This window comes from Streptomyces similanensis, assembly GCF_039543625.1.
GTDB lineage: Bacteria > Actinomycetota > Actinomycetes > Streptomycetales > Streptomycetaceae > Streptomyces > Streptomyces similanensis.
Window position 1 is genome coordinate 91,981 of sequence record NZ_BAABKC010000001.1, and the last position, 24,027, is coordinate 116,007.

The following is a 24,027-nucleotide window of genomic DNA, read 5'->3' on the forward strand; positions in this document are numbered from 1 at the left end:
GGCGACACCCCCGGCAGGGCCCAACACACGTGGCCCCCGCCCGGGTTTCCGGCCTCCTCGTGGAGACCCGGAAGGCCGGACGGGGGCCATCCGCACGGGCGGGAGCCCGCCCCGCCCGGTCGGGCGGGACGGGCTCACCGGCCTACGGCCGTCCCGGCGCGGTCAGTCGCCGCGCGACAGCTCCCTCACTCGTTCTCCCGCCCACGCATACGGCGCAGCGCGGGCCTGGCCTTCGGCCGGTGGCTCCCCCGGCCGGCGAGCCAGCCCGCGAGCCCGGCCGGCGTGGGCGAGGTGAAGACCGTACGGATCGGCAGTTCCTCGCCCAGCACCGTGCGCACCCGGCTGACCAGGCGGGTGGCCAGCAGCGAGTGACCGCCGAGCGCGAAGAAGTCGTCGTCCACACCCACCACGGGCACGTTCAGCACCCGTGCGAAGGTCTCGCACAGGATCCGCTCCTCGTCCGTGGCCGGTTCCCGGCCCGTCCCCGCCGACGAGGAGACCTCCGGCTCCGGCAGCGCCGCACGGTCCAGCTTGCCGTTGACCGTCAGCGGCAACGCGTCGAGGACCACAACCGCCGACGGCACCATGTACTGCGGCAGTTTCCCCGCGACATGGTCACGCACCGTCCGGCCCAGCGCGCGGTCGTCGACGTCGGCCCGGTCGCCCGCGGGGACGACGTAGGCCACCAGCCGGCCGTCTCCCGCGGCATCCGCGCGCACGGTGACGGCGGCCCGGGCCAGCGCGGGGTGCCCGGTCAGCACGGCCGCGATCTCCTCGGGCTCCACGCGGAAGCCGCGGACCTTCACCTGGGTGTCCGCCCGGCCGGCGAACACCAGCCGGCCGTCGGCCGTCCACCGCACCCGGTCGCCCGTCCGGTACATCCGCTCTCCGGCCGGCGTGTACGGGCACGCGACGAACCGCTCGGCCGTCAGCTCCGGCCGTCCCACGTACCCGCGGGCCAGGCTGGAGCCGGCGACGTACAGATCGCCCGCCACCCCGACCGGCACGGGGGCCAGGCGCTCGTCCAGGACGAACGCCCGCACGCCGCGGATCGGACCGCCGATGTCCGGGACGTCGCCCTGCGCCAGCACCTGGGACATCGTCGCGCAGACCGTCGTCTCCGTCGGCCCGTAGGCGTTGACCAGCCGCCGTCCCGGCGCCCAGCGCGCCACCAGCTCCCGGTCCAGCGCCTCACCGGCCGAGACCAGCGTCGACACCGGCGCCAGGTCCTCGGGCGACATCTCGGCCAGCACCGCCGGCGGCAGGGTCACGTGCGTCACCGCGTGCCGGGACAGGACTCCCGCCAGCCCGGGGCCGGGCAGGAGTTCCTCCGCGTCGGCCACCACCAGGCAGGCGCCGGACGACAAGGCCACCACCACGTCCGAGACCGCCGCGTCGAAGCTCATCGACGCGAACTGGAGCAGCCTGCTCGACCCGTGCACGGCGAACCGGTCCGTCTGTGCGGCGGCCAGGTTCGCGAGCCCGGCGTGCGACACCGCCACCCCCTTGGGCCGCCCCGTGGAACCGGACGTGTAGATCACGTACGCCATCTGGTCGGGCACCGTGCTCACCCGGGGAGGTGTCACCGGCGCGGTCTCCAGGGCTGCGGCCACCTCGGGGTCGTCCAGGTTCAGCGCCCGCGGCCCGGGTGCGGAGAACCGCCGCGTCAGACCACTGCGTCCGACGACGACTTCGGCTCCGCTGTCCGAGAGCATGAACGCCAGCCGCTCGGCCGGGTACTCCGGGTCCAGCGGCAGATACGCCGCCCCCGCCTTCCACACGGCCAGGATCGCGGCGATCGCCTCGACGCCGCGCGGCAGGCACAGGCCCACGACAGACTCCGCGCCCACCCCGTGCGCCCTCAGCCGGTGCGCCAGGCGGTTGGCCCGCGCGTCGAGTTCCGCGTACGACACCTCGGTCGTACCGGACGCGACCGCCACCGCGTCGGGAGTCCTGGCCGCCTGCGCCTCGAACAGCTCCGACGCCGTCTCGGCGGCGACCGGCGCTTGCCCGCCGGTCCATTCCCGCAGCACCCGCCGCAGTTCGTGCGCCGGCATCGACTCGATGGCCGCCAACCGCGTCTCGGGCGCGTCCTCCAACGCCGCCACCAGGTTGTCCACCACGGTGTGCAGCATGGCGCAGACGGACTCGGCGTCCACGGGAGCCACCGCGTCGACGGTGAGGGCGAAGCCCGAACCGAGATCGTCGACGGCCACCGCGACCGGGTAGTTGGTCCGTTCGCGGGTCAGCAGCGGGTTCACGCCTTCGAGCAGGGCGCCGCCGCCCGGCTTCGGCGCCTGGTCGGCGGTCTGATGGTGCCGGTAGTTGAAGATCGAGGTGAACAGCGGGCTGCCGCCCGGCACACCGCTGGCCCGCTGCGCCAGAGCCAGCGGCGCGTGCTCGTGCGCCAGCAGCTCCGCCAGCTGGTCGCGCAGGCCGAGCAGGACGTCGCGCACCTCGGCCGATCCCACCCGCACTCGTACGGGGAGCGTGTTGATGAAGGGCCCCTGCACACGATCGGCTCCGGCGCCGGCGTTCATCCGCCCGAACAGCACCGTGCCGAACACGACGTCGTCGCGGCCGCTGACCGTCGCCAGGACCCGCGCCCAGGCCAGATGGAACAGAGTGGCCGGGCTCACGCCCAGCGACCGCGCCGTCCTGCGCACCCGGCCGGCCAGCTCCTCCTCGACGGACCACCGCGCGCGGTCCGCGTCGGCGCCGTCGCCGTGCACGTCGAGCAGCCCGTACGGAGCCGTGGTCTCGTGCACGTCCCCGAGCAGCTCGGCGAAGTACCGCTCGTGCTCCTCCCTCGGCACACCCAACCGGGCCTGGGCCACGAAGTCCCGGAACGGAAGGGCCGCCGGCAGCGCGTCGCCCCGCCCGGACAGGAACGCGCCCAGCTCACGCAGCAGGGCTTCCTGACTCGTGTGGTCGCGCACCGTCTGGTGGATGCGGACCAGACACACCCACCGCCCGCTGCCCGGCTCGGCGGCGATGTGCGCCCGGATCAGCGGAGCGCTGCGCAGGTCCATCCACCCTCCGGCGTGCGCCAGCAACTGCCGTACGGAGTCGCCGCTTTCGGGATCGGGCACGAACTCCTCGACGGGCAGCTCCACCTCGCGCAGCACCACCTGGACCGGCTCGCGCAAGTCCTCCCAGAGGATCGCGGTGCGGTAGATGTCGTGCCGGTCCACCACGCGCTGCAACGCCCCGAGGAACGTGTCCAGCCGCTCCCGCGAGTCGAGTTCGAGCACGATCGGCAGCACATAGACGTCGCGGTTCTCCTGGTCGGCGACCAGGTGGTGGAAGAGGATGCCTTCCTGGAGGGGGGCGAGCGGGTAGACGTCGGCGATGTTGGCCGCGCCGCCCGGGATCCGCCCGACGATGTGCGCCACCTCGGCCTCGTCCAGGTCCACCAACGGCAGCATCTGCGGTGTGAGGTGCTCGGCGCCCTCAGGTATCCGGTTCTCCGGCACCTCGACCGCGTCCGGAGCCGCCACCGCGGCCAGACCCGCCGGCGTCGGCGTCTGGAACAACGCCCGCACCGACACCGACACACCCTGCCCCCGCAACTGCTCCACCAGGGCCACCGCCAGCAGCGAATGACCGCCCAGCGTGAAGAAGTCGTCGTCCACACCCACCGCCGACAGACCCAGCACCGTTGCGAACGCCTGGCACAGAATCTCCTCCTGCACCGTCGCCGGACCACGCCCACTGTCCGCCGTCGCAGCCGCACCATAATCAGGCGCCGGCAACCCCCTACGATCCAGCTTCCCATTACTGGTCAACGGCAGCTCCGGCAGCACGACCACCGCGGACGGCACCATGTACTCCGGCAACCGGGCCGCCACGAACTCCCGCACCGAGGCGGACAGTTCAGCGCCATCCGTCTCGTCCACCTCATCGGTGACGACGTAGGCGACCAGGCGGACATCCCCGGGCACATCCTCCCGGGCGACCACCGCGGCCCCCTCGGCCAGCGGATGCGCGGCCACGACCGCCTGCACCTCACCCGGCTCCACCCGGAACCCACGAATCTTCACCTGCTCATCCGCACGCCCCGCGAACACCAGATTGCCCTCACCCGACCACCGGGCACGGTCCCCCGTCCGATACATCCGCTCACCCGCACCACCGAACGGACACGCAACGAACCGCTCCGACGTCAGCCCAGGCCGACCCACATAACCACGCGCCACCTGCGCACCCGCCACATACAACTCCCCCACCACACCCACCGGCACCGGGCGCAGCCACTCATCCAGCACATACACCCGCGTATTCGCCACCGGAGCACCCACCGGCACCACCCCACCAGCCACCAACTCCCGCGACAGACGCACCGTCGCCACACCGACCGTCGTCTCCGTCGGCCCGTAATGATTGAACACCGCCGAACCCTCACCGACCGCGTCCAGCAAGCCGTTCACCAACTCCGGCGAAGCCGCCTCACCACCCAGAACCAACGACCGCACCGACCCCACCGACTCGGCACCCAGCGCCGCCACATGCGACGGCACCGCCTTCAAGCAGTCAATCCGGTGCTCGGTCAGGTACTGGGCTACGGCGGCCGGGTCCGTGACCAGCTCCTCGTCCAGGAAGTGCAGCTCACCCCCGCCCGTCAGGCTCGCGAACACCGTCGTGTTCGCCAGGTCCGTCGCCTGACCCTGCAACACCGCGAACCGGCCACCCCCACCGAACCCGACCCGCTCCGGCACCGACGCCACATAGTTCGCCAGCCCGCCGTGCGTGACCGCGACACCCTTCGGCCGCCCGGTCGACCCGGACGTGAACACCACATACGCCACCTGCCCCGGACGTATCTCCACCCCCGGCGCCGTCTCCGCAGCCGCCGCGAGCTGCATCGCAGTCAGCGGACTGTCCACCGCGACGAGACGGTGCCGCCCCGCCGGGAGATCGTCCAGGATCTCCTCCGTGGTCAAGGTGAGCACCGCGCCGCTGTCGCGCAGGACCAACGCCACCCGCTCCGCCGGCAGTCCCGCGTCCACCGGCACATAGCCCGCGCCCGCCTTCCACACCGCGAGCATCCCCACCACCATCTCCACACCCCGCGGCAGACACAACCCCACCACCGACTCCCCGCCCACACCCTGCGCCCGCAGATAATGCGCCAGCCGATTCGCCCGCGTATCCAACTCCCCGAACGACACCCGCCCGTCCCCGTCGACCACCGCCACCGCACCCGGCGACCGCACCACCCGCTCCTCGAACAGCCCCAACACCGACACCTGCGGCAACTCCACCGCCGTGTCGTTCCACTCCACCACCACACGATCTCGCTCGGCCTCGTCCACGACGTCCACCGTCGACAGTCGCGACTCGGGCTCGGCCAGCAACCGGTCCAGCACTCCGACCCAGCGGTCGGCCAGCGTCCGGGCGGTCTCCGGGTCGAAGAGATCGGTCGCGACCGTCACCGCTCCGTGCACGCCCATCGGCGCCCCGTCGGCGTCGTACGACTCACCGACCATCACGTCCAGGTCGAACTTGGCCGCCGGACGAGCGGTCGGCAGGACCTCGACGTCGAGACCGGGCAGCGACACGGTCGCTTCCGCGGTGTTGTGCATCGTGAGGACGACCTGGAAGAGGGGGTGCCGGGCCAGCGACCGGGCCGGCGCGAGTTCTTCCACCAGCCGCTCGAAGGGCACGTCCTGATGCCCGAACGCGGCAAGACTCGTCTCCCGGACCCGCTCCAGCACCTGCCCGAACGTCGGATCACCCGACAGATCCGTCCGCAGCACCAACGTGTTCACGAAGCAGCCGACCAACTCGTCCAGCGCCTCGTCCGTACGCCCCGCGATCGCCGAACCGATCGGAATGTCCGTCCCCGCGCCCAACCGCGACAACGTCACCGCCAACGCCGCCTGCAACACCATGAACACCGTCACACCCTCGGCACGGGCCACCTCGACCATCCGCGCGTGCAACTCCGACGGCATCTCGAACACCGCCGTATGCCCCTGATGCGACGCCGCCACCGGACGAGGCCGGTCGAACGGAAGACCCAACTCCTCCGGAGCCCCCGCCAACGCCGCACGCCAGTACGCCACCTGGCGTGACATCAAGCTGTCCGCGTCGTCGTCGGAGCCCAGCAGTTCCCGCTGCCACAACGCGTAATCCGCGTACTGCACCGGCAACGTGTCCCACCCGGGCTCCCGATCCTCGCACCGCGCCGCGTAGGCCATCGACACGTCGCGCGCCAGCGGCCGGGTCGACCAGCCGTCGCCCGCGATGTGATGCACCACCAGGGCCAGCACGTGTTCCTCGGGAGCGACCTCGAAGAGCCACGCCTTCAGCGGCGCCTCGGTGGCGAGGTCGAAGGCGTGCGAAGAGATCCGAGCGAGCGCGTCGGGCAGTTCGGCGGAGGTGATCGGGGCCGCCGGCAGCTCCCAGGCGATCTCGTCCTCGTCCAGGACGTGCTGGTACGGCTCGCCGTCCACCACGCGGAAGACCGTCCGAAGGGACTCGTGGCGCACGATCAGGTCACGCAGCGCGTCGGCCAGCGCCTGCCGGTTCAGCCGTCCGGTGAGCTTCAGCGCCACCGGGCTGTTGTAGGTCTGGCTCGGACCCTCCAACTGGCCGATGAACCAGAGCCGACGCTGCCCGTACGACAGCGGCACCCGCTCCGGGCGCCCCAGCGGCACCAAGGCGGCACGCGCCTCGCCGGCCTCCGCCAGCTGTGCGGCCAGTCCCGCCACCGTGGGAGCCTCGAACAGCTCACGGATGCCCACTTCTACGCCGAGCAGCGTCCGTATCCGGCTCACCAGCCGGGTCGCGAGCAGGGAGTGCCCGCCCAGAGAGAAGAAGTCGTCCTCCACACCCACCGCGGGCAGTCCCAGCACCTGCGCGAACGCCTGGCACAGGAGCTCCTCCTCCAGCGACACGGGGGCCCGACTCGAATCGGACGCCGCAGCCGCGTACTCGGGGCTGGGAAGCGCCTTGCGGTCGAGCTTTCCGTTGCTGGTCAACGGCAGCTCCGGGAGTACGACCACCGCGGACGGCACCATGTACTCCGGCAACCGACCCGCCACGAACTCCCGCACCGAGGCGGACAGTTCAGCGGCATCCGTCTCGTCCACCTCGTCGGTGACGACGTAGGCGACCAGGCGGACATCCCCCGGAACATCCTCCCGGGCGACCACCGCGGCCCCCTCGGCCAGCGGATGCGCGGCCACGACCGCCTGCACCTCACCCGGCTCCACCCGGAACCCACGAATCTTCACCTGCTCATCCGCACGCCCCGCGAACACCAGATTGCCCTCACCCGACCACCGGGCACGGTCCCCCGTCCGATACATCCGCTCACCCGCACCACCGAACGGACACGCAACGAACCGCTCACCCGTCAGCCCAGCCCGACCCACATAACCACGCGCCACCTGCGCACCCGCCACATACAACTCCCCCACCACACCCACCGGCACCGGACGCAACCGCTCATCCAGCACATACACCCGCGTATTCGCCACCGGAGCACCCACCGGCACCACCCCACTGGCCACCAACTCCCGCGACAGACGCACCGTCGCCACACCGACCGTCGTCTCCGTCGGCCCGTAATGATTGAACACCGCCGAACCCTCACCGACCGCGTCCAACAGGCCGTTCACCAACTCCGGCGAAGCCGCCTCACCACCCAGAACCAACGACCCCACCGACCCCACCGACTCAGCGCCCAGCGCCGCCACATGCGACGGCACCGCCTTCAAGCAGTCGATGTCGTGTTCCGCCAGATACGCGGCCACCGCGGCCGGGTCCGTGACGAGTTCCTCGTCCAGGAAGTGCAGCTCACCCCCGCCCGTCAGGCTCGCGAACACCGTCGTGTTCGCCAGGTCCGTCGCCTGACCCTGCAACACCGCGAACCGGCCACCGCCATCGAACCCGACCCGCTCCGGCACCGACGCGACGTAATTCGCCAGCCCGCCATGCGTAACGGCCACACCCTTCGGCCGCCCGGTCGAGCCAGACGTGAACACCACATACGCCACCTGCCCCGGACGTATCTCCACCCCCGGCGCCGCCTCAGAGGCGGCCGCGAGCTGCATCGCGGTCAGCGGACTGTCCACCGCGACCAGACGGTGCCGTCCCGCCGGGAGATCGTCCAGGATCTCTTCCGTGGTCAGGGTGAGCACCGCGCCGCTGTCCCGCAGGACCAACGCCACCCGCTCCGCTGGCAGTCCCGCGTCCACCGGCACATAGCCCGCGCCCGCCTTCCACACCGCGAGCATCCCCACCACCATCTCCACACCCCGCGGCAGACACAACCCCACCACCGACTCCGCACCCACACCCTGCGCCCGCAGATAATGCGCCAGCCGATTCGCCCGCGCATCCAACTCCCCGAACGACACCACCCCGTCCCCGTCCACCACCGCCACCGCACCCGGCGACCGCACCACCCGCTCCTCGAACAGCCCCAACACCGTGGAAGCCGCCACCGGCACCTCCGTGGTGTTCCACTCCACCACCACCCGATCCCGCTCCTCCGCCCCCAGCACATCGGCCGCGCTCACGCGCGTCGACGGGTCCTCCGTCAGCTCGGACGAGACACGGAGGAACCGCTCCGCCAGTCGTCCGGCCGCGGCGGCGTCGAACAGGTCCGCGGCGACGGTCACCGCTCCTCGCACGCCTGCGGGCTCGCCCTGTGCGTCGAACTCCTCCTCGACCATCACGTCCAGGTCGAACTTCGCGGAGGGCTTGCCGAGGAAGAGCGGTGTGGACCGGATTCCGGGCAGCGTCAGTGTGGCCGCGTCCGACTCCCACCCGGACGAGGCGTTCAGTTTGGTGAGGACGACCTGGAAGAGGGGGTGCCGGGCCAGCGACCGGGCCGGCGCCAGTTCCTCCACCAGCCGCTCGAAGGGCACGTCCTGATGCCCGAACGCGGCAAGACTCGTCTCCCGGACCCGCTCCAGCACCTGCCCGAACGACGGATCACCCGACAGATCCGTCCGCAGCACCAACGTGTTCACGAAGCAGCCGACCAACTCGTCCAGCGCCTCGTCCGTACGCCCCGCGATCGCCGAACCGATCGGAATGTCCGTCCCCGCGCCCAACCGCGACAACGTCACCGCCAACGCCGCCTGCAACACCATGAACACCGTCACACCCTCGGCACGGGCCACCTCGACCATCCGCGCGTGCAACTCCGACGGCATCTCGAACACCGCCGTATGCCCCTGATGCGACGCCGCCACCGGACGAGGCCGGTCGAACGGAAGACCCAACTCCTCCGGAGCCCCCGCCAACGCCTCACGCCAGTATGCCACCTGACGCGACATCAAGCTGTCCGCGTCCTGCTCGGAGCCGAGCAGCTCACGCTGCCACAACGCGTAATCCGCGTACTGCACCGGCAACGCGTCCCACCCGGGCTCCCGACCCTCGCACCGCGCCCCGTAGGCCACCGACACGTCGCGCGCCAGCGGTCCCATCGACCAGCCGTCGCCCGCGATGTGATGCACCACCAGCACCAGTACGTGTTCGTCCGGGCCCACCGCGAACAGCCACGCCCGCACGGGCGTCTCGACCGACAGGTCGAACGCGTAACCGGCGGCCCGGGCCATCGCCGCCGCCAGATCGCCGGGGGCGACCTGTCCGGACGGCAGTTCGGGGGACGGCTCGATCGTCGGCAGGTCGATCACCGACTCGGTCCACGACAGGGCGTCCAGGTCCAGCAGGCGGTCGTCCCGCTGCGGCTGCCCGCCCTGGCCGACCTCGACCACCGTGAGGTCCCAGTCGAGCGCGCCGACGGGCACGACCCGCTGGTAGGGCTCGCCGTCCGCGACGGGGAACACCGTGCGCAGCACCTCGTGCCGCCCGATGACGTCCGTCAGCGCCTGCCCGAGGGCCTGCCGGTCCAGCTGCCCGGTGAGGCGCACCACCACCGGGCTGTTGTAGGTCTGGCTCGGGCCCTCCAGCTGGCCGATGAACCACAGCCTGCGCTGCCCGTACGACAGCGGTGTCCGCTCCGGCCGCTGCCGCGCCGCCAGCGCGGCGCGGGCCACTTCCGCTCCGGCCAGGCCCGCGGCCACACCGGCCGGGGTCGGGGCGTCGAAGAGCGTCCTGATCTCCATCTCCACGCCGAGTACCGTGCGGATGCGGCTGACCAGCCGGGTGGCCAGCAGCGAATGCCCGCCCAGTTCGAAGAAGTCGTCGTCGACGCCGACGCTCTCCAGGCCCAGGACCTCGGCGAACGCACCGCACAGGATCTCCTCGCGGAGATCGGCCGGGCCCCGGCGGGAGCGCGCGGCGGCCGCCGCGTAGTCGGGGGCCGGCAGGGCGGCGCGGTCGAGCTTGCCGTTGCCGGTCAGGGGCAGCGTCTCCAGGACCACCACCGCCGACGGCACCATGTGCTCCGGCAGGCGCTCACCGGCGAAGGCCCGCAGCGCGGCCGCGAGCGCGGCGTGGTCGGTGTCCTCGTCGTCGGCGACGACGTAGGCGACCAGGCGCACCTCGCCGGGGACGTCCTCCCGGGCGACCACCGCGGCCCGGGCGACCTGGGGGTGGCCGGCCAGCACCGCGCGCACCTCGCCCGGCTCGATCCGGAACCCGCGGATCTTGGTCTGCTCGTCGACCCGACCGACGAACACGAGCTGCCCGTCGGCGGTCCAGCGGGCCCGGTCACCCGTGCGGTACATGCGCTCGCCGGCGGCGAACGGGCACGCCACGAAGCGTTCGGCGGTCAGCGCCGGCTGCCCCAGGTAGCCGCGCGCCAGCTGCGCGCCCGCGGCGTACAGCTCGCCCACCACGCCCGGCGCCACCGGTTCCAGTGCGGCGTCCAGGACGTAGAGCCGGGTGTTGGCGGCCGGGGTGCCGACCGGGATCACTCCGGAGGCGGCGTGCTCCGGGGTCAGACGTGTGGTGGCGACGCCGATCGTCGTCTCGGTGGGCCCGTAGTGGTTGAAGACCGCCCGCTCCCCGGCGGCCGCGAGGAGTGCGCGCACCAGGTCGGGCGAGGCCGCCTCACCGCCGAGGACCAGCGTCCGGGCGGGCAGCGCGCCGTCGGGGCCGAGCGCGGCGACGTGCGAGGGCACCGCCTTCAGGAAGTCGATCCGGTGCTCGGCCAGGTAGGCGGCGACCGCGGTCGGGTCGGTGACCGTCCGCGCGTCGAGTACGTGGAGTTCGCCGCCCGTGGTCAGGGACGCGAACACCACCGTGTTCCCGAGGTCCGTGGCCTGCGCCTGGAGCACCGCGTACCGGCCGCCCGGCGCGCCGAGTCCCACTCGGGCCGGCACCGAGGCGACGTAGTTGGCCAGGGCCCCGTGCGTGACCGCCACGCCCTTGGGGCGCCCGGTCGAACCGGAGGTGTACATCACGTACGCCAGCTGCCGCGCCAGCGGTTCGACGCCCGGCGCCGTCGTGGGCGCGGCGGCGAGCTGCGCCGCCACCATCATGCCGTCGATCGCCACCAGCCGCTGCCGGCCGGCGGGGAGTTCGTCGAGGATCTCCTCCGTGGTCAGCGTCAGCACGGCCCGGCTGTCGCGCAGCATGAACGCGATGCGTTCCGCCGGCTGGCCCGGGTCGAGCGGCAGGTAGGCCGCGCCCGCCTTCCACACCGCGAGCATGCCGGTGAGGGTCTCCACGCCGCGCGGCAGGCACAGACCCACCACCGAGTCCGCGCCCACGCCCTGTGCCCGCAGGTAGTGCGCCAGCCGGTTGGCCCGCCCGTCCAGTTCCCCGAACGACGCCGAACCGCCGGGCGACACCACGGCCACCGCGTCGGCCGTCCGCGCCGCCTGGGCCTCGAACCGCGCGGGCAGCAGCACGTCCGCCGGCTGGGAGGCGGTGTCGTTCCATCCGGTCAGGACGCGTTCCCGCTCGTCCGGCGAGAGCACCGCGACCCGGCTCAGCCGGGTCGCGGGAGCCGTCACCAGTTCTGTCAGCGTCCGGACGAACCAGGCCGCGATCCGCTGGGCGGCGCCCTCGCCGAAGAGGTCCGCGGCCGCGGTCAGCGCGCCCCGGATGCCCGCGGGCGCGCCGTCGGCGTCGAACGCCTCGCCCACCATCACGTCCAGGTCGAACTTGGCCGCGGGGCGCGCGGTGGAGATCATCTCCGCGCGCAGCCCGGGGAGTTCGATCAGCCCGTCGGCGATGTCGTTCATGGTGAGGACGACTTGGAAGAGGGGGTGGCGGGCGAGGGAGCGCTGCGGGGCCAGTTCCTCCACCAGGCGCTCGAAGGGGACGTCCTGGTGCTCGAAGGCGCCGAGGCCGGCCTCGCGCACCCGGCCGAGCACCTCGGTGAACGTCGGATCGCCGGACAGGTCGGTGCGGATGACGAGGGTGTTGACGAAGCAGCCGACCAGGTCGTCCAGCGCCTCGTCCATGCGGCCGGCCACCGCCGACCCGATGGGCACGTCCGCTCCCGCGCCCAGGCGGGACAGCAGCGCCGCCAGCGCACCGTGCAGCACCATGAAGGGTGTCACGCCCTCGGCCCGTGCCAGCTCCAGCAGCCGCGCGTGCACCTCGCCCGGCACGCTGAAGGTGGCGGTGCGGCCGCGATGGCCGGCCACCGCCGGGCGCGGCCGGTCCGTCGGCAGGTCCAGCTCCTCCGGTGTCCCGGCCAGCGCGTCACGCCAGTACGCCACCTGCCGCGACAGCAGGCTTCCCGGGTCGTCGTCCGAGCCCAGCAGCTCCCGCTGCCACAGGGTGTAGTCCGCGTACTGCACCGGCAGCGGGTCCCAGCCGGGCGCCCGGCCCGCGCACCGCGCGGTGTACGCCGTCGAGATGTCCCGCGCCAGCGGTCCCATGGACCAGCCGTCGCCCGCGATGTGGTGCACCAGCACCACCAGCACGTGTTCGTCCTCGCGGCCGGTCCGGAACAGCCAGGCGCGCACCGGGACTTCGGCCGCCAGGTCGAAGACGTGGCCGGCCGCGTCCACCACGGCGCTCGCCAGCTCCGACAGCGTCTCCTCGGCGGACGCGGCCAGTTCGGGCAGGTCGGTCATCCGGGAGAGCTGCTCGTAGGCCCGGCCGGAGTCGTGGACGGTGATCTCCTCCAGCTCCCAGTCGAGTTCGTCCGGGCCGAGGACCTCCTGGTACGGCTCACCGTCGTCGGAGGGCAGGATGGTGCGCAGCGCCTCGTGGCGGCCGAGCACGTCACGCATCGCGCTCTTCAGGGCCGCGGCGTCCAGCCGGCCGGACAGCTTCAGCACGATCGGCGTGTTGTAGGTGGCGCTGGGGCCTTCGAGGCGGCTCAGGAACCACAGTCGGCGCTGCGCGAACGACAGCGGCACCCGCTCGGGGCGCTCACGTCCCACCAGCACCACCCGTGCCTCGTCCGCGCCCGCCAGTCTGCCCGCGAGGCCCGCGATCGTCGGCGTCTCGAACACGGCCCGCATGGGCAGTTCGACGTTCAGGGTGCTGCGGATGCGGCTCACCAGCTGCGTCGCCAGCAGCGAGTGCCCGCCCAGGTCGAAGAAGTCGTCGTCGACGTCGACGCTGTCCAGGTCCAGGACCTCGGCGAACAGCGCGGACAGCAGCTCCGTGCGGGCGTCGGCCGGGCCGTGGCCCGCGTCCGCGCCCGTGGGCCGCTCCGCCGCCGGCTCACCCGGCCGGTCCGGCTCCGCGTCGGCCGGGAACTCCAGTTCGCCGGCGGTGGTCCAGCGCACCCGGACCCCGGCCCGGTACATCCGGGAGCCGTCCGCCGCGAACGGATCGGCGACGAACCGGCGCGCCGTCGCCCCGGCCCGGCCCGGGAATCCGCGCGCCACTCCCGCGCCGGCCACGTACAGCTCGCCCGGCACGCCCGGCGCGACCGGCCGCAGCGCGGCGTCCAGCACGTACGCCCGGTTGTTCGCCAGCGGGCGCCGGAGCGCGTCCGGGCCGTCCTGCCCGGCGCCGGTCCCCGTCGCGTGGACGCAGCAGCCCAGCAGCGCTTGAGGGCCGTCGTGGACGGTGCTCCCGGCGCGGCCGCTCTCGTCGGTCGCGGCCTGCGGCAGCAGCGCGTGCAGCACGCTCGGGCGCACCGGCGGGGTCGCGTACGGCGGCACCCGGGTCCCGTGCTCCGTCGCGTACGCGTCCGCCGCCCAGGCGACGTAGTTGGCCAGCGCGCCGTGGGTGAGCCCGACGGGGACGGACCGCCCCGTCGGGTCCGGCACGGCGATCACCTGGGCCAGGGCCTGGCCCGGCACACGGACGGCCGACGGACCGGCGTCCAGGCCGTTCACCCGCTCCGCCACCGACGGATCGTCCAGGTCCACGACCCCGAACCGGCCCGCCGGCAGCGGGTCCGGTACGCCGCCGGGGCCGCCGACGACGAGTTCCGCCCCGCTGTCGGCGAGCAGACGGGTGGTCTCCTCGGCCGTCAGTTCCGGGTCGATCGGCAGACAGGCGGCGCCGGCCTTCCACACCGCCAGCGTCGCCACGACCGCGTCGGCGTCCCGCGCCGTGCGCAGACCGACCACGGATTCCGGGCCCACGCCCTGAGCGGTCAGGTACCGCGCCAGCCGGTTGGCCCGCGCGTCCAGCTCGGCGAAGGACATCCCGTCGCCGTGGGAGCCGCCGGGGCCGCCGACGGCCGTGTCCGGCGTCCGCGCCGCCCGCGTCTCGAACAGCTCCACCACCGACGGCGGGGGCGCCGCGCCGGCCGCGGTGTCGTTCCAGTCGGCGAGGACGCGCGTCCGCTCCCGCGCCGACAGGACGTCGATCCGGCCGACCGGGTCGCCCGGCTGGGCCCCGGCGAGGCTGCGCAGGATGCGCAGGAAGCGCGGGCAGATCTCCTCCTCCGGCTCCAGGTCGCGCGCGCCGCGGTGCACGTCGACGTCGACCTGGAGGCCGGCGCCGTCCAGCCGGTCGTAGACGTCGATGCTGAGCGCGTCGATGGGGCCGTTGGCGAGGTTGCGGGCCGTGCCCGTGCAGTCGCCGAAGCGGAGCCGGTAGTCGAACGACATGACGTTGACGACCAGGTCGCACAGCGGGGCGCCGCCGAGGAGCTTGAGGTCGCGGAGCATGTCCTCGTACCGGTAGCGCTGGTGCCGGGTCGCGGTGCGCATCCGTGCCGCGATCTGCCCCAGGAGGTCCGCCACCGTCGTCGTCCGGCCGACGGAGACCCGGATCGGCAGGATGTTCGACGTCATGCCGGGAACCGCGAGGGCCCGGCGTCCGACGCGGCCCACCACCGGGACGCCGACGACGATGTCCCGCGCGCCCGTGGTGCGGTGGTGGTAGAGGCAGGCGGCGGCGATGGTCAGGCCGGCCAGGGTGGTCCGCAGCCTGCGCGCGCCCCGCTTGAGGCCGGCGGCCTCGTCGGAGCCGACCTCGCCCCAGTGCCGTACCGGCGCCTGCGGCAGCGTACGCGGCCCGTGCCCGTCGGCGCGCCCCGCGCGGGCGGTGTCCGACAACGCGTCGAGCCAGTACTCCCGGTCCTCGGACAGGGTGGTGGAGGACCGGTAGGCGCGGTCCTCGTCCAGGAGCACCGTGATCGGCTCCAGGGGGTGGTCCTGCCCGGGGTCGCGGCCTTCCGCGAGGGCCGTGTAGACGCGCGCCAGCCGGTCGGCGAACAGCCGGCCGCTGTGTCCGTCCATGACGAGGTGGTGCGCGCAGTGCAGCCAGTAGTGCCGGTCCGGGCCGGCCTTGATCACGGCGTAGCCGGTCAGGGGGCCGCCGGTGAGGTCCACCGGGCGGCGCAGTCGGGCCCGCATCCACGTCTCGGCGGCCGCGTGCGGGTCGGGTTCGGCGGTGAGGTCCACGAGTTCGACGGGATGCTCGTCCGCGTCGCCCAGGTACTGCCGCGGAACGTCGTCCTCGACGCGGAAGCGCAGCCGGGCCGTCTCGGCCTCGTGCACCGTGTGGCGCAGGGCTCGTACGAGGAGGCCGGCGTCGAGGTCGCCGCGTATCTCCACGTATTCGGCGATGTTGTAGACCGGGTTCTCGGGGTCGAGTTGTTGTGCGTACCAGACAGCGAGCTGGCCGGCCATGAGTTCCTGGTATTCGCCTTCAGATGCAGCCATCCCTGCACACCCCAACCGATCCGACTCATCGACTGGAGCAGCGGAGAGCAGCAGCCGTCGAGGCATGCTGAATTACCGTCCAGTCCTCAATGACAAAGCTGCGAAGAGATGTTCCGACATCCCCGGTAGCGCGTTGTGGAATCCCCGGCCGGCGGTCACCCGCCTGCTGACCGGTGACCGGCTGCCCGGCTGCCGCGCGCGCCCTACGGTGCGCTCGTACCGACACAGTTCACCCGGGCAGGAGCCACGACCGCCGCGGTTCACTATGCGCGACATCAGGTGCCTGATCAATACCGTCGGGCGGCGGGCGGCATGGGCTCGCGACGACGATCCAGGTGGTCGGGCGACGTGTTCAACTGAGGCGGCGACTCACTTGAACAGAGGCCCCGATCGTGTGCCGCCGAAACCGCCGGGACGCTCGGGCGCGACGCCCGCGTCAAGCCGCTGACACCACAAGTCGGGCCTGCGTACGGTATGGCGGGATGAGCCGTGTCCAAGGGGAGAGAGAGCGGGGAGCATTGGCCGCCGATCGCATGTCGACGACGCAGTTCGGTTCCATGCTGCGCAACGCGCGGAAACGCGCAGGAATGACACAGAGCCAGCTCGCCGAGATATCGACGGTGAGCATTCGGGCCATTCGCGACCTCGAACTCGAGCGCACCGGCAGTCCGCGCGTGCAGACGGTCCGGCTGCTCGCCGACGCCCTGCGGCTGGACGGAGTGCGGCGGGCGGAGCTGGAGGCCGTCGCCGGTCCGAGGGAGGTCCGGTCGCTCTACGACGACCTGCCGGCGCCGCCGGCCACCCTCGCCTCGTCCATCGCCAGGGCGGAGGAGACGGCCTCGCTGATCGGGCTGCTGCGGTCCACCGGCCATCAGCTGGTCAGGGTGACGGGCGCCCCGGGCATGGGCAAGACGACGCTCCTCCAGAACGTCGCGGGCGAGCTGCACCGGACCGGACTCGTCCCGGTGGTCTTCCTCGACCGCGCGGGGGGCGCGCCCGGGTCCGGGCACGGTGCGCCGCGCCGGCTCGTGAGCCGGGTCGCGGAGGTGATCGGGTGCGGCGCCGCGCTGGACGACGTGGCGGGACGCCTGGCCGCGGACGACGTCCTCCTCGTCGTGGACGGCCGTGACCTCGACGAGCGGGACCAGCGGGACCTGCGGGCGCTCGTGCGGCTCTGCCGGGGCCTTCGGGTGCTGATCGAATCCCGCGACCTCGCAGCCGGGCGCGCCGGGGAGATCACCTTCACGCTCTTTCCCCTCGACGTTCCGGAGTGGGACCGCCCGGCGGCGGGTGCGGCGCTCGCCGCCGACTCCCCCGTGCTGCGGTACGTGCTCTCGCACTGCGCCCTGCTGTACCCGGAGAAGGCGTCGTCGCCGGAGACGGTGGCCGCGGTCGCCGGCGTCTGCTGGCTCCTGGACGGAATTCCGGCGGCGCTCGAATCGGCCGTCTCCTGGCTGCTCATCTACGAACCCGCCGAACTCCTGCGCATGGCCCAGGTGTCACCGGCGCGACTGGTGACACCTCCGTCCGGGAACGGTTCCCCGCTCGTCGCCTGGCTGCGTCAGGCCCTCGCCTCGCTCCCGTCGTTCCAGCTGGCCGCCCTGCGCGATCTGGCCGGCTCGGGGCCCTGGTCGGTGAGCGACGCCGTCGCACTCCTCGCCGGCTCCGGCGCGGACGCGGCGAGCGCCGTTCACGACCTGCGGGCACGCGGGCTGGTGCGCCGCGTCAAGTCCGCTCCGGGGGAGGCGCAGCGGTTCGTGGTCCTCAACCTGATACGTCACCTCCTTCGCGGCGAGTCCGGTCCGCAGCCGCCGTCCTACGGTGTGCCGCTCTCGTGGTCCCCGCTGCGCGACGTCCAGCCGCTGACGTCGTGAGCGCGGCGCCGCCGGACGTGCCCCACGTGCCCCACGTGCCGTAGCGGCCGGACGGGGCAGCGAAGGCCGGGCCCGGCCACCCGCGGCCGGACGGGGCGGCGAACGCCGGGCCCGGCCACCCGCGGCCGGTCCATCTCTCTCCGGTCCCGCCGGCCCCGCCGGCCCCGGCGCCCCGGACGGGGGTCGCCGAGGTGGTGCGCCGCCGGTGCGCGGGGCCGGTCACGCTTGCGCCGTCCTGAGGGCCGCCACCACCTGGCGCACGGTGGGATGGCGGTAGAACTCGCGCAGCCGCAGGGTGGGCATGCCCTCGGCGCGCATCGCCGCCGAGGTCTTCACCGCGATCATCGAGTTCCCGCCGGCCTCGAAGAAGTCGTCGTCGAGCCCGATCGGGAAGCCCAGCAGGCCGGCCCACAGCTCCTGCAGCCAGGAGGCCAGGGCGTCGTCGGCCGTCGGGGTGTGGTCCTCGGCGGCCCTCGTGGTGATCTCGGGACGCGGCAGCCGCGCCACGTCGACCTTGCCGCTCGTGGTCAGGGGCAGCGCGTCCACCGCGGTCACCGTCGCCGGGACCATGTAGTCGGGCAGGACGGCGGCGGCGTGCTCGCGCACCGCCCGCACATCACCGCCGTCCAGCACCACGTAGGCGTCCAGGCGCTTGCCGGAGGAGCCGCCGCCGTCCGCGGAGCCCACGACGACCGCCGCGGCCCGCACCGCCGCGTCCTCCAGCAACACCGTGCGGATCTCGTCCAGTTCGATCCGGAAGCCCCGTATCTTCACCTGGTTGTCGAGGCGCCCGAGGTGTTCCAGGGACCCGTCCGGACGCAGCCGGCCCCGGTCGCCGCTGCGGTACATCCGGCCGTCGGTGTACGGGTCGGGCCGGAACCGTTCCTCGGTCAGGCCGGGCCGGCCGACGTAGCCCTGGGCGACACCGGCGCCGCCGACGCATATCTCGCCCGCGGCACCGGGCGGGAGCAGCCGCCCCGCGGGGTCCAGGACGTACACGTGCCATCCGGACAGCGGCGCGCCCACCGAGCGCGTCGCGCCCAGCGCCAGGTCACGGGTGACCGTCTGCGCGGTGACGTGGACGGTGGTCTCGGTGATGCCGAACATGTTCACCACCCGGCACCGGCCGTCGGGGTACGCGTCGAACCAGGGCAGGAGCATCCTGGCGTCCAGCGGTTCCCCGCCCAGGATCACCAGCCGTACGGGAAGGTCCGCGTAGTCGACGGTGAGCAGGTTGGCGAGCGCCGAGGGCGTCTGGTTCAGGACGGTGACCCCGTGCGCGGCCACGAGTGCGCGGAACTGTTCCGGATCGCGGGAGGTGAGGTGGGGCACGACCACGAGGCGGCCGCCGGTCAGCAGACAGCCCCACATCTCCCACACCGAGAAGTCGAAGGCGCTCGAATGGAAGAACGTCCAGACGTCCGCCGCGCCCAGACCCAGGTCGGTGCGGGTCGCCTCGACGAGACTCAGGACGTTGGCGTGCGGCACGGCGACGCCCTTGGGCCGCCCGGTGGAGCCGGAGGTGTGGATCACGTAGGCCGTGGTCGTGCCGTCGGCGTCCCCCTGGCCGTCCGGCGCGTCGGTGACGTCGTCCTCGAGCAGCCCGTCGGGCGTGACCTGGTGGTGCTCGCCCTGCCGCGGCAGTTCGCCGGACCGGGTCACCAGCAGCCGCGCCGCCGCGTTGTCCAGCATGTGGATGGCGCGTTCCGCCGGGTAGGCGGGGTCGATCGGGACGTAGGCCGCGCCGGCCTTGAGCACACCCAGCAGCACCGCGACCAGTTCCGCCGAGCGGTCCAGGCACACGCCGACCCGGTCGCCGGGGCTGACCCCCCGGGTGCGCAGCGCGGCCGCGAACACGTCGGCGAGCCCGTCGAGTTGCTCATAGGTGAGCTCGACGTGTTCGTCGGTCACCGCGAGGGCGTCGGGGGCGGAGGCCGCGACCAGGGCGAAGGTCTCGTGCACGGTCCGCGCCGGGTGGGGCGGCGCGGGCGCGGAAGCCCCCAGGCGCACGATGCGGCGCCGTTCGTCGTCGTCGAACAGCTCCACGTCGGCGGCGGGTGTCTCCGGCGCGTTCGTCACCTGCCCGTAGACGTGGGCGACATGCCGGGTCAGCTGCTCGGCGGTGGCACGGCCGGCGTGGCTGAGCAGATGGTCGCAGCGCAGCCACAGCCGGCCGTCCGCCCGGCGCACCGGGGAGAACGTCAGCGGGAAGACCGGCACACGTGCGGCCGGGTGCGCCTCGTCGGCGTACGGCGGTTCCTCGTCGCACTCGGGCAGCGTGCCGGCCACCACCGGCTGCTCCGAGGAGGGGTGCCGGCGGTCGCGCAGCTCGCCGAGGGCGCCGCTCACCCGGACCGCCACGGCGCCTTCGACGGACCCGACGACGACCTCCCGGTCGTCCTCGCCCTCGTAGCGCCGCAGCGTCACGGCCAGCGCCGCCCGCAGGCTCCGTTCGTCGGCGGGCGCGTCGGACGGCAGGGCCGCCCAGGCCGTGGCGGACCGGTCGCCGTCGCCGTCGCCCATCCCCCAGTCCGGCGGGGCGACGATCCGGGCCGTGGGCGTCATCGGCCGCGGCCGGACGGCGTGATCCTGTGTCCCAGCCATATGTGCGCTCCTCCACGTCGCCGAATCACCCGAGTACGGTACGAGGCCGCGTGTGCCGTGATCGGCAGTTCCGGCGGCGACTCGTCGGCAGGGCGCGCGGCGCGTACCGCCCCGGCCCGGGCCCCGGCCGGGCGACCGGCGAAACCGCCTCGGGATCGCCTCCCGTACTGCCGGTGCCGGAGTCGGCGGCACCCTAATCTCGGTGCGATGACACCAGGTGGAGGAACTCCCACAGCTCTGGACAGGAGAAGGCTCCCGAACGGGATGCACGTCTTCAGCCTCAACGGGAACGAGACGGACTACCTGTACGGCGAGATCTTCGACGACGAGTCCTACATCCCGCCGCAGGGTTGGCGCATACCCGAGAAGCCGGTGATTCTGGACGTCGGGGCGAACATCGGGTTGTTCACTCTCTTCGCGACGCAACGGTGGCCCGGGGCGCGGGTGTTCTCCTTCGAACCGGCGCCCGACGTCTTCGACGCCCTCCGGCGCAACGCCGGGCACCTGCCCGGCGTTCATGTCCACAACCTGGCCCTGGGCGACGAGGACCAGTCGCGCGAGCTGACCTATTACCCGCACTACACGATGATGTCGGGCTTCGACGCCGACCCGGCGGTCGACAAGGTGCTCGCGTCGGCGTTCATCACCAGTGCCGCGGACGCGCTCGACGAGGAGTTCCGGGACGAGTTCATCCAGGAGGCCGAGGACCTCGTGGACGACAGCCTCGGCGAACGGCGGCTGGTGCGCTGCGACGTGCAGCGGGTGGAGACGTTCGCCGGGCGGGCCGGCATCGACCGCGTCGACCTGCTCAAGGTGGACGTGGAGGGATTCGAGCTGCGGGTCCTCCAGGGCGTCGGCGACCGGCTGTGGCCGGGGATCGCGAACGCCGCCGTCGAGGTCGCCGATCGCGGCGGGGCACTCGACGCGGTGGTCTCCCTCCTGGAGAGCCAGGGCTTGACCACCTCCGTCCGCCAGGCCGCGGAGTACCGCACCACCGATCTGCACACCGTCTTCGCCTGGCGGGTGGTGTGACATGACGGGCGTCTCCCCGGCCCCGGACCCGCGGGCGCTCCTGTCCGCCAAGCGCTGGATCGTACGTCCCCGACGGGTCGCCGACCCGGGGATCAGAGTGTTCTGCTTCCCGCACGCGGGCGCCGGGGCGGCCGTGTTCGCGCCGTGGGCCAGGCGTCTGCCCCCCGAGGCCGAGCTGTGCGCCGTCCGCTACCCGGGGCGGGAGAACCGGATCGACGAGCGGCCCTTCGAGGAGCTGCGCCTGATGGTGGACGCCCTCGAACCGGTGATCGCGCCGCTGACCGACCGGCCGTTCGTCTTCCTCGGGCACTGCTCGGGCAGTCTGATCGCGCTGGAGCTGGCGCGCCGGATCCGTGACCGAGGGGGCAGGCTTCCCGCCGCGCTGTTCGTCTCCTCCATCGTGGGGCCCGCCCGGCACTCCTCGGACGGCATCCATCTGCTGCCGCGCGAGGCGTTCTTCGAACGGGTCGCGCTGTACGGCGGGATCGACGAGTCCGTGCTCGCCGACCCCGAGATCATGGACGTCTTCGAGCCCACCCTGCGCGCCGACTTCCGCATCGCGGAGGAGGGCGCGCCCCGGGGCGCGGCGCCGCTGGACGTTTCGATCACCGCCGTGGGCGGCCGGCACGATCCCTTCGTGGACTTCGAGGGACTGGCGGCTTGGCGCGAGGAGACGAGCACCGCGTTCACGGTCCACCACATCGAGGCCGGCCACTTCATCCTGGACCAGACGATGGAGCGGCTGGCGGACGCCCTGCCCGGCCTGCCGCGGCAGGCCGGCGCGGAGGTGCCCGCACCCAGCCCGGCGGGCTGAGGCCCCCGGGGCAGCGGCGGCGCGGCCTGCCGCGCCGCCGCTGCCCCCTCCGCGCACCGCGCACCGCACCGCACCGTCTCGTCCCGGGCGGGAAAAGACCTGTGCCCGGTCCGACGTCGCCGTCGGACCGGGCACAGGTTTTCCGTATTCCTACTTGCTGCTCTCCATGGCCTCGATCAGGCTCTTGGGTCGCATGTCGGTCCAGGACCTCTCGATGTAGTCGAGGCACTCCGTGCGGCCCGCCTCGCCGAACACGGTCTTCCAGCCGTCCGGCGCGTCCACGAAGACCGGCCAGAGAGAGTGCTGCCCCTCCTCATTGACCAATACATAGTAGTTGGCATCGGGGTCGTCGAATGGATTCGTCACCACGCGGTCCCTTCCGAAGTAGTCAAAGCAGGCGGTCGGTCAGGGCCATCCCCCGATCAGCGACGTCATCGGAGGCTAATCAATCAGCGGCGCTCACCACACCCTTCGTTCAACTGCGTCGTCGCACCAGTTGAACAACTCCGCTCCCTGACCTGCGGCGACACGGCTCAGGAGGGGTCGTGGAAGACGGCACGGCAATTCTGTTCCGGTGCTGCCGGGATGTCGCCTCCGGACGGTTGTGCCCTGATCCGGGAATGGGTACGGTCGCCGCACCATCGCATCACCTCATGCCACGGGTCTGCTGTGCGGATCACGCACGCACTTCGGGAGGCGGCTGTATGAGCGCGTCATGCCTCGGCAAAAGTGCCCGGAGTAATTCGGGAGAACGGGCCTCGGCCGTCATCGCGGGACTGGGTACCTGTCTTCCCTCGCACAGCGTCGACAACGCCGCGCTGGTGGAAGTGCTGGACACCAGTGACGAATGGATTCGCACCCGTACCGGAATCGAATCGCGTCGACGGGTGACCCCCGAGACCTCGACGCTCGACCTGGCCTGCGAAGCCGCCCGGAACGCCTTGCGGTCCGCGGGGATCGACACGGTCGACGGCCTCGTCTTCGCGACCACCACACCGGAGCGCCCCTGTCCCGCCGCGGCGCCCGAGATCGCGTACCGAACGGGCCAGGGAAACATCCTCGCGTTCGACATATCGGCCGTCTGCAGCGGCTTCCTGTACGCGCTGGCCACGGCCGGCGCGCTGATCACGGCCGGCACCGCGGACAGTGTCCTGGTCGTCGCGGCGGAGACCTACTCGCGCATCGTCGACCCGCGGGACCGGTCCACGGCCGTCCTGTTCGGCGACGGAGCGGGAGCGGTGGTGCTGCGTGCGGGGCCGGCCGACGAACCCGGCGCGCTCCTCGCCCACGACCTGGGCAGCGACGGCTCGGGCGCGGACCTGATCCGCGTCCCCGGCGTCCGCGAACAGCCGTCAGGAGAGCGCTGGTTCACGATGTCCGGACGCAAGGTGTACCTGCGGGCCGTCGACCGCATGGCGGACTCGGTCAGACGGGTCGTGAAGGACTGCGACTGGAGCATCGAGACGCTCGACATGCTCGTACCGCACCAAGCGAACGCACGCATCATCGAGGCCCTGGCCAAACGGCTGGGTCTCCCACCCGAACGAGCGGTCTGCGAACTCGCGCGGATCGGCAACACGGCGGCCGCCTCCATTCCTCTGGCGCTGGCCGGCGCGGTGACGACCCGTCGCCTGACACCCGGAGCCCGAACCGTGCTGACCGCCTTCGGCGGCGGTCTCAGCTGGGCGTCGACGGGACTGATCTGGCCGCAGCTGGCCGCCGTCACCTCAGAGGTCTGAAA

The 24,027-nt window shown here is 72.7% G+C and carries 7 protein-coding genes; 4 read left to right on the forward strand and 3 right to left on the reverse strand.

Annotated features, from left to right (window positions below; all coding sequences use genetic code 11):
• Positions 1-185 precede the first annotated feature (185 nt).
• Positions 186-15,962, reverse strand: a complete 15,777-nt coding sequence (locus ABEB07_RS00410) for a non-ribosomal peptide synthetase (RefSeq protein ID WP_345666498.1) — start codon at positions 15,960-15,962, stop codon at positions 186-188.
• Positions 15,963-16,519: 557 nt separating this feature from the next.
• Between ABEB07_RS00410 and ABEB07_RS00415 the strand changes: the two genes are divergently transcribed.
• On the forward strand, positions 16,520-17,836 hold the full coding sequence (locus ABEB07_RS00415; protein ID WP_345666508.1) for a helix-turn-helix domain-containing protein: 1,317 nt from the start codon (positions 16,520-16,522) through the stop codon (positions 17,834-17,836).
• 219 nt (positions 17,837-18,055) lie between these two features.
• On the opposite strand, the gene ABEB07_RS00420 is transcribed toward ABEB07_RS00415, so the two are convergent.
• Positions 18,056-20,440: a non-ribosomal peptide synthetase gene (locus ABEB07_RS00420; protein WP_345666499.1), complete on the reverse strand. Its 2,385-nt coding sequence runs from the start codon at positions 20,438-20,440 to the stop codon at positions 18,056-18,058.
• Between the two features lie 264 nt (positions 20,441-20,704).
• Between ABEB07_RS00420 and ABEB07_RS00425 the strand changes: the two genes are divergently transcribed.
• Together ABEB07_RS00425 and ABEB07_RS00430 are read left to right on the forward strand one after the other, a co-directional pair.
• Positions 20,705-21,472, forward strand: a complete 768-nt coding sequence (locus ABEB07_RS00425; protein WP_345666500.1) for an FkbM family methyltransferase — start codon at positions 20,705-20,707, stop codon at positions 21,470-21,472.
• 1 nt (position 21,473) lies between these two features.
• Positions 21,474-22,286 carry a thioesterase II family protein gene (locus ABEB07_RS00430; RefSeq protein ID WP_345666501.1) on the forward strand — a complete coding sequence of 271 codons (813 nt, stop codon included), beginning with the start codon at positions 21,474-21,476 and terminating at the stop codon, positions 22,284-22,286.
• A 150-nt stretch (positions 22,287-22,436) separates the two neighbouring features.
• Here the strand turns inward: ABEB07_RS00430 and ABEB07_RS00435 are convergent, their stop codons facing one another.
• On the reverse strand, positions 22,437-22,652 hold the full coding sequence (locus ABEB07_RS00435; RefSeq protein WP_164589845.1) for an MbtH family NRPS accessory protein: 216 nt from the start codon (positions 22,650-22,652) through the stop codon (positions 22,437-22,439).
• 338 nt (positions 22,653-22,990) lie between these two features.
• Here ABEB07_RS00435 and ABEB07_RS00440 point away from each other — a divergent pair, with 338 nt between their 5' ends.
• Positions 22,991-24,025, forward strand: coding sequence for a beta-ketoacyl-ACP synthase III (locus ABEB07_RS00440; RefSeq protein WP_345666502.1), 1,035 nt, complete (start codon positions 22,991-22,993; stop codon positions 24,023-24,025).
• The last annotated feature ends 2 nt before the right edge of the window (positions 24,026-24,027 follow it).

What these genes read in the sequence shown, in the direction of transcription:
- ABEB07_RS00410 (WP_345666498.1), bottom strand. Translation starts at nt 15,962, where the DNA reads ATGGCTGCATCTGAAGGCGAATACCAGGAACTCATGGCCGGCCAGCTC.
- ABEB07_RS00415 (WP_345666508.1), top strand. Translation starts at nt 16,520, where the DNA reads ATGCTGCGCAACGCGCGGAAACGCGCAGGAATGACACAGAGCCAGCTC.
- ABEB07_RS00420 (WP_345666499.1), bottom strand. Translation starts at nt 20,440, where the DNA reads ATGGCTGGGACACAGGATCACGCCGTCCGGCCGCGGCCGATGACGCCC.
- ABEB07_RS00425 (WP_345666500.1), top strand. Translation starts at nt 20,705, where the DNA reads ATGCACGTCTTCAGCCTCAACGGGAACGAGACGGACTACCTGTACGGC.
- ABEB07_RS00430 (WP_345666501.1), top strand. Translation starts at nt 21,474, where the DNA reads ATGACGGGCGTCTCCCCGGCCCCGGACCCGCGGGCGCTCCTGTCCGCC.
- ABEB07_RS00440 (WP_345666502.1), top strand. Translation starts at nt 22,991, where the DNA reads ATGAGCGCGTCATGCCTCGGCAAAAGTGCCCGGAGTAATTCGGGAGAA.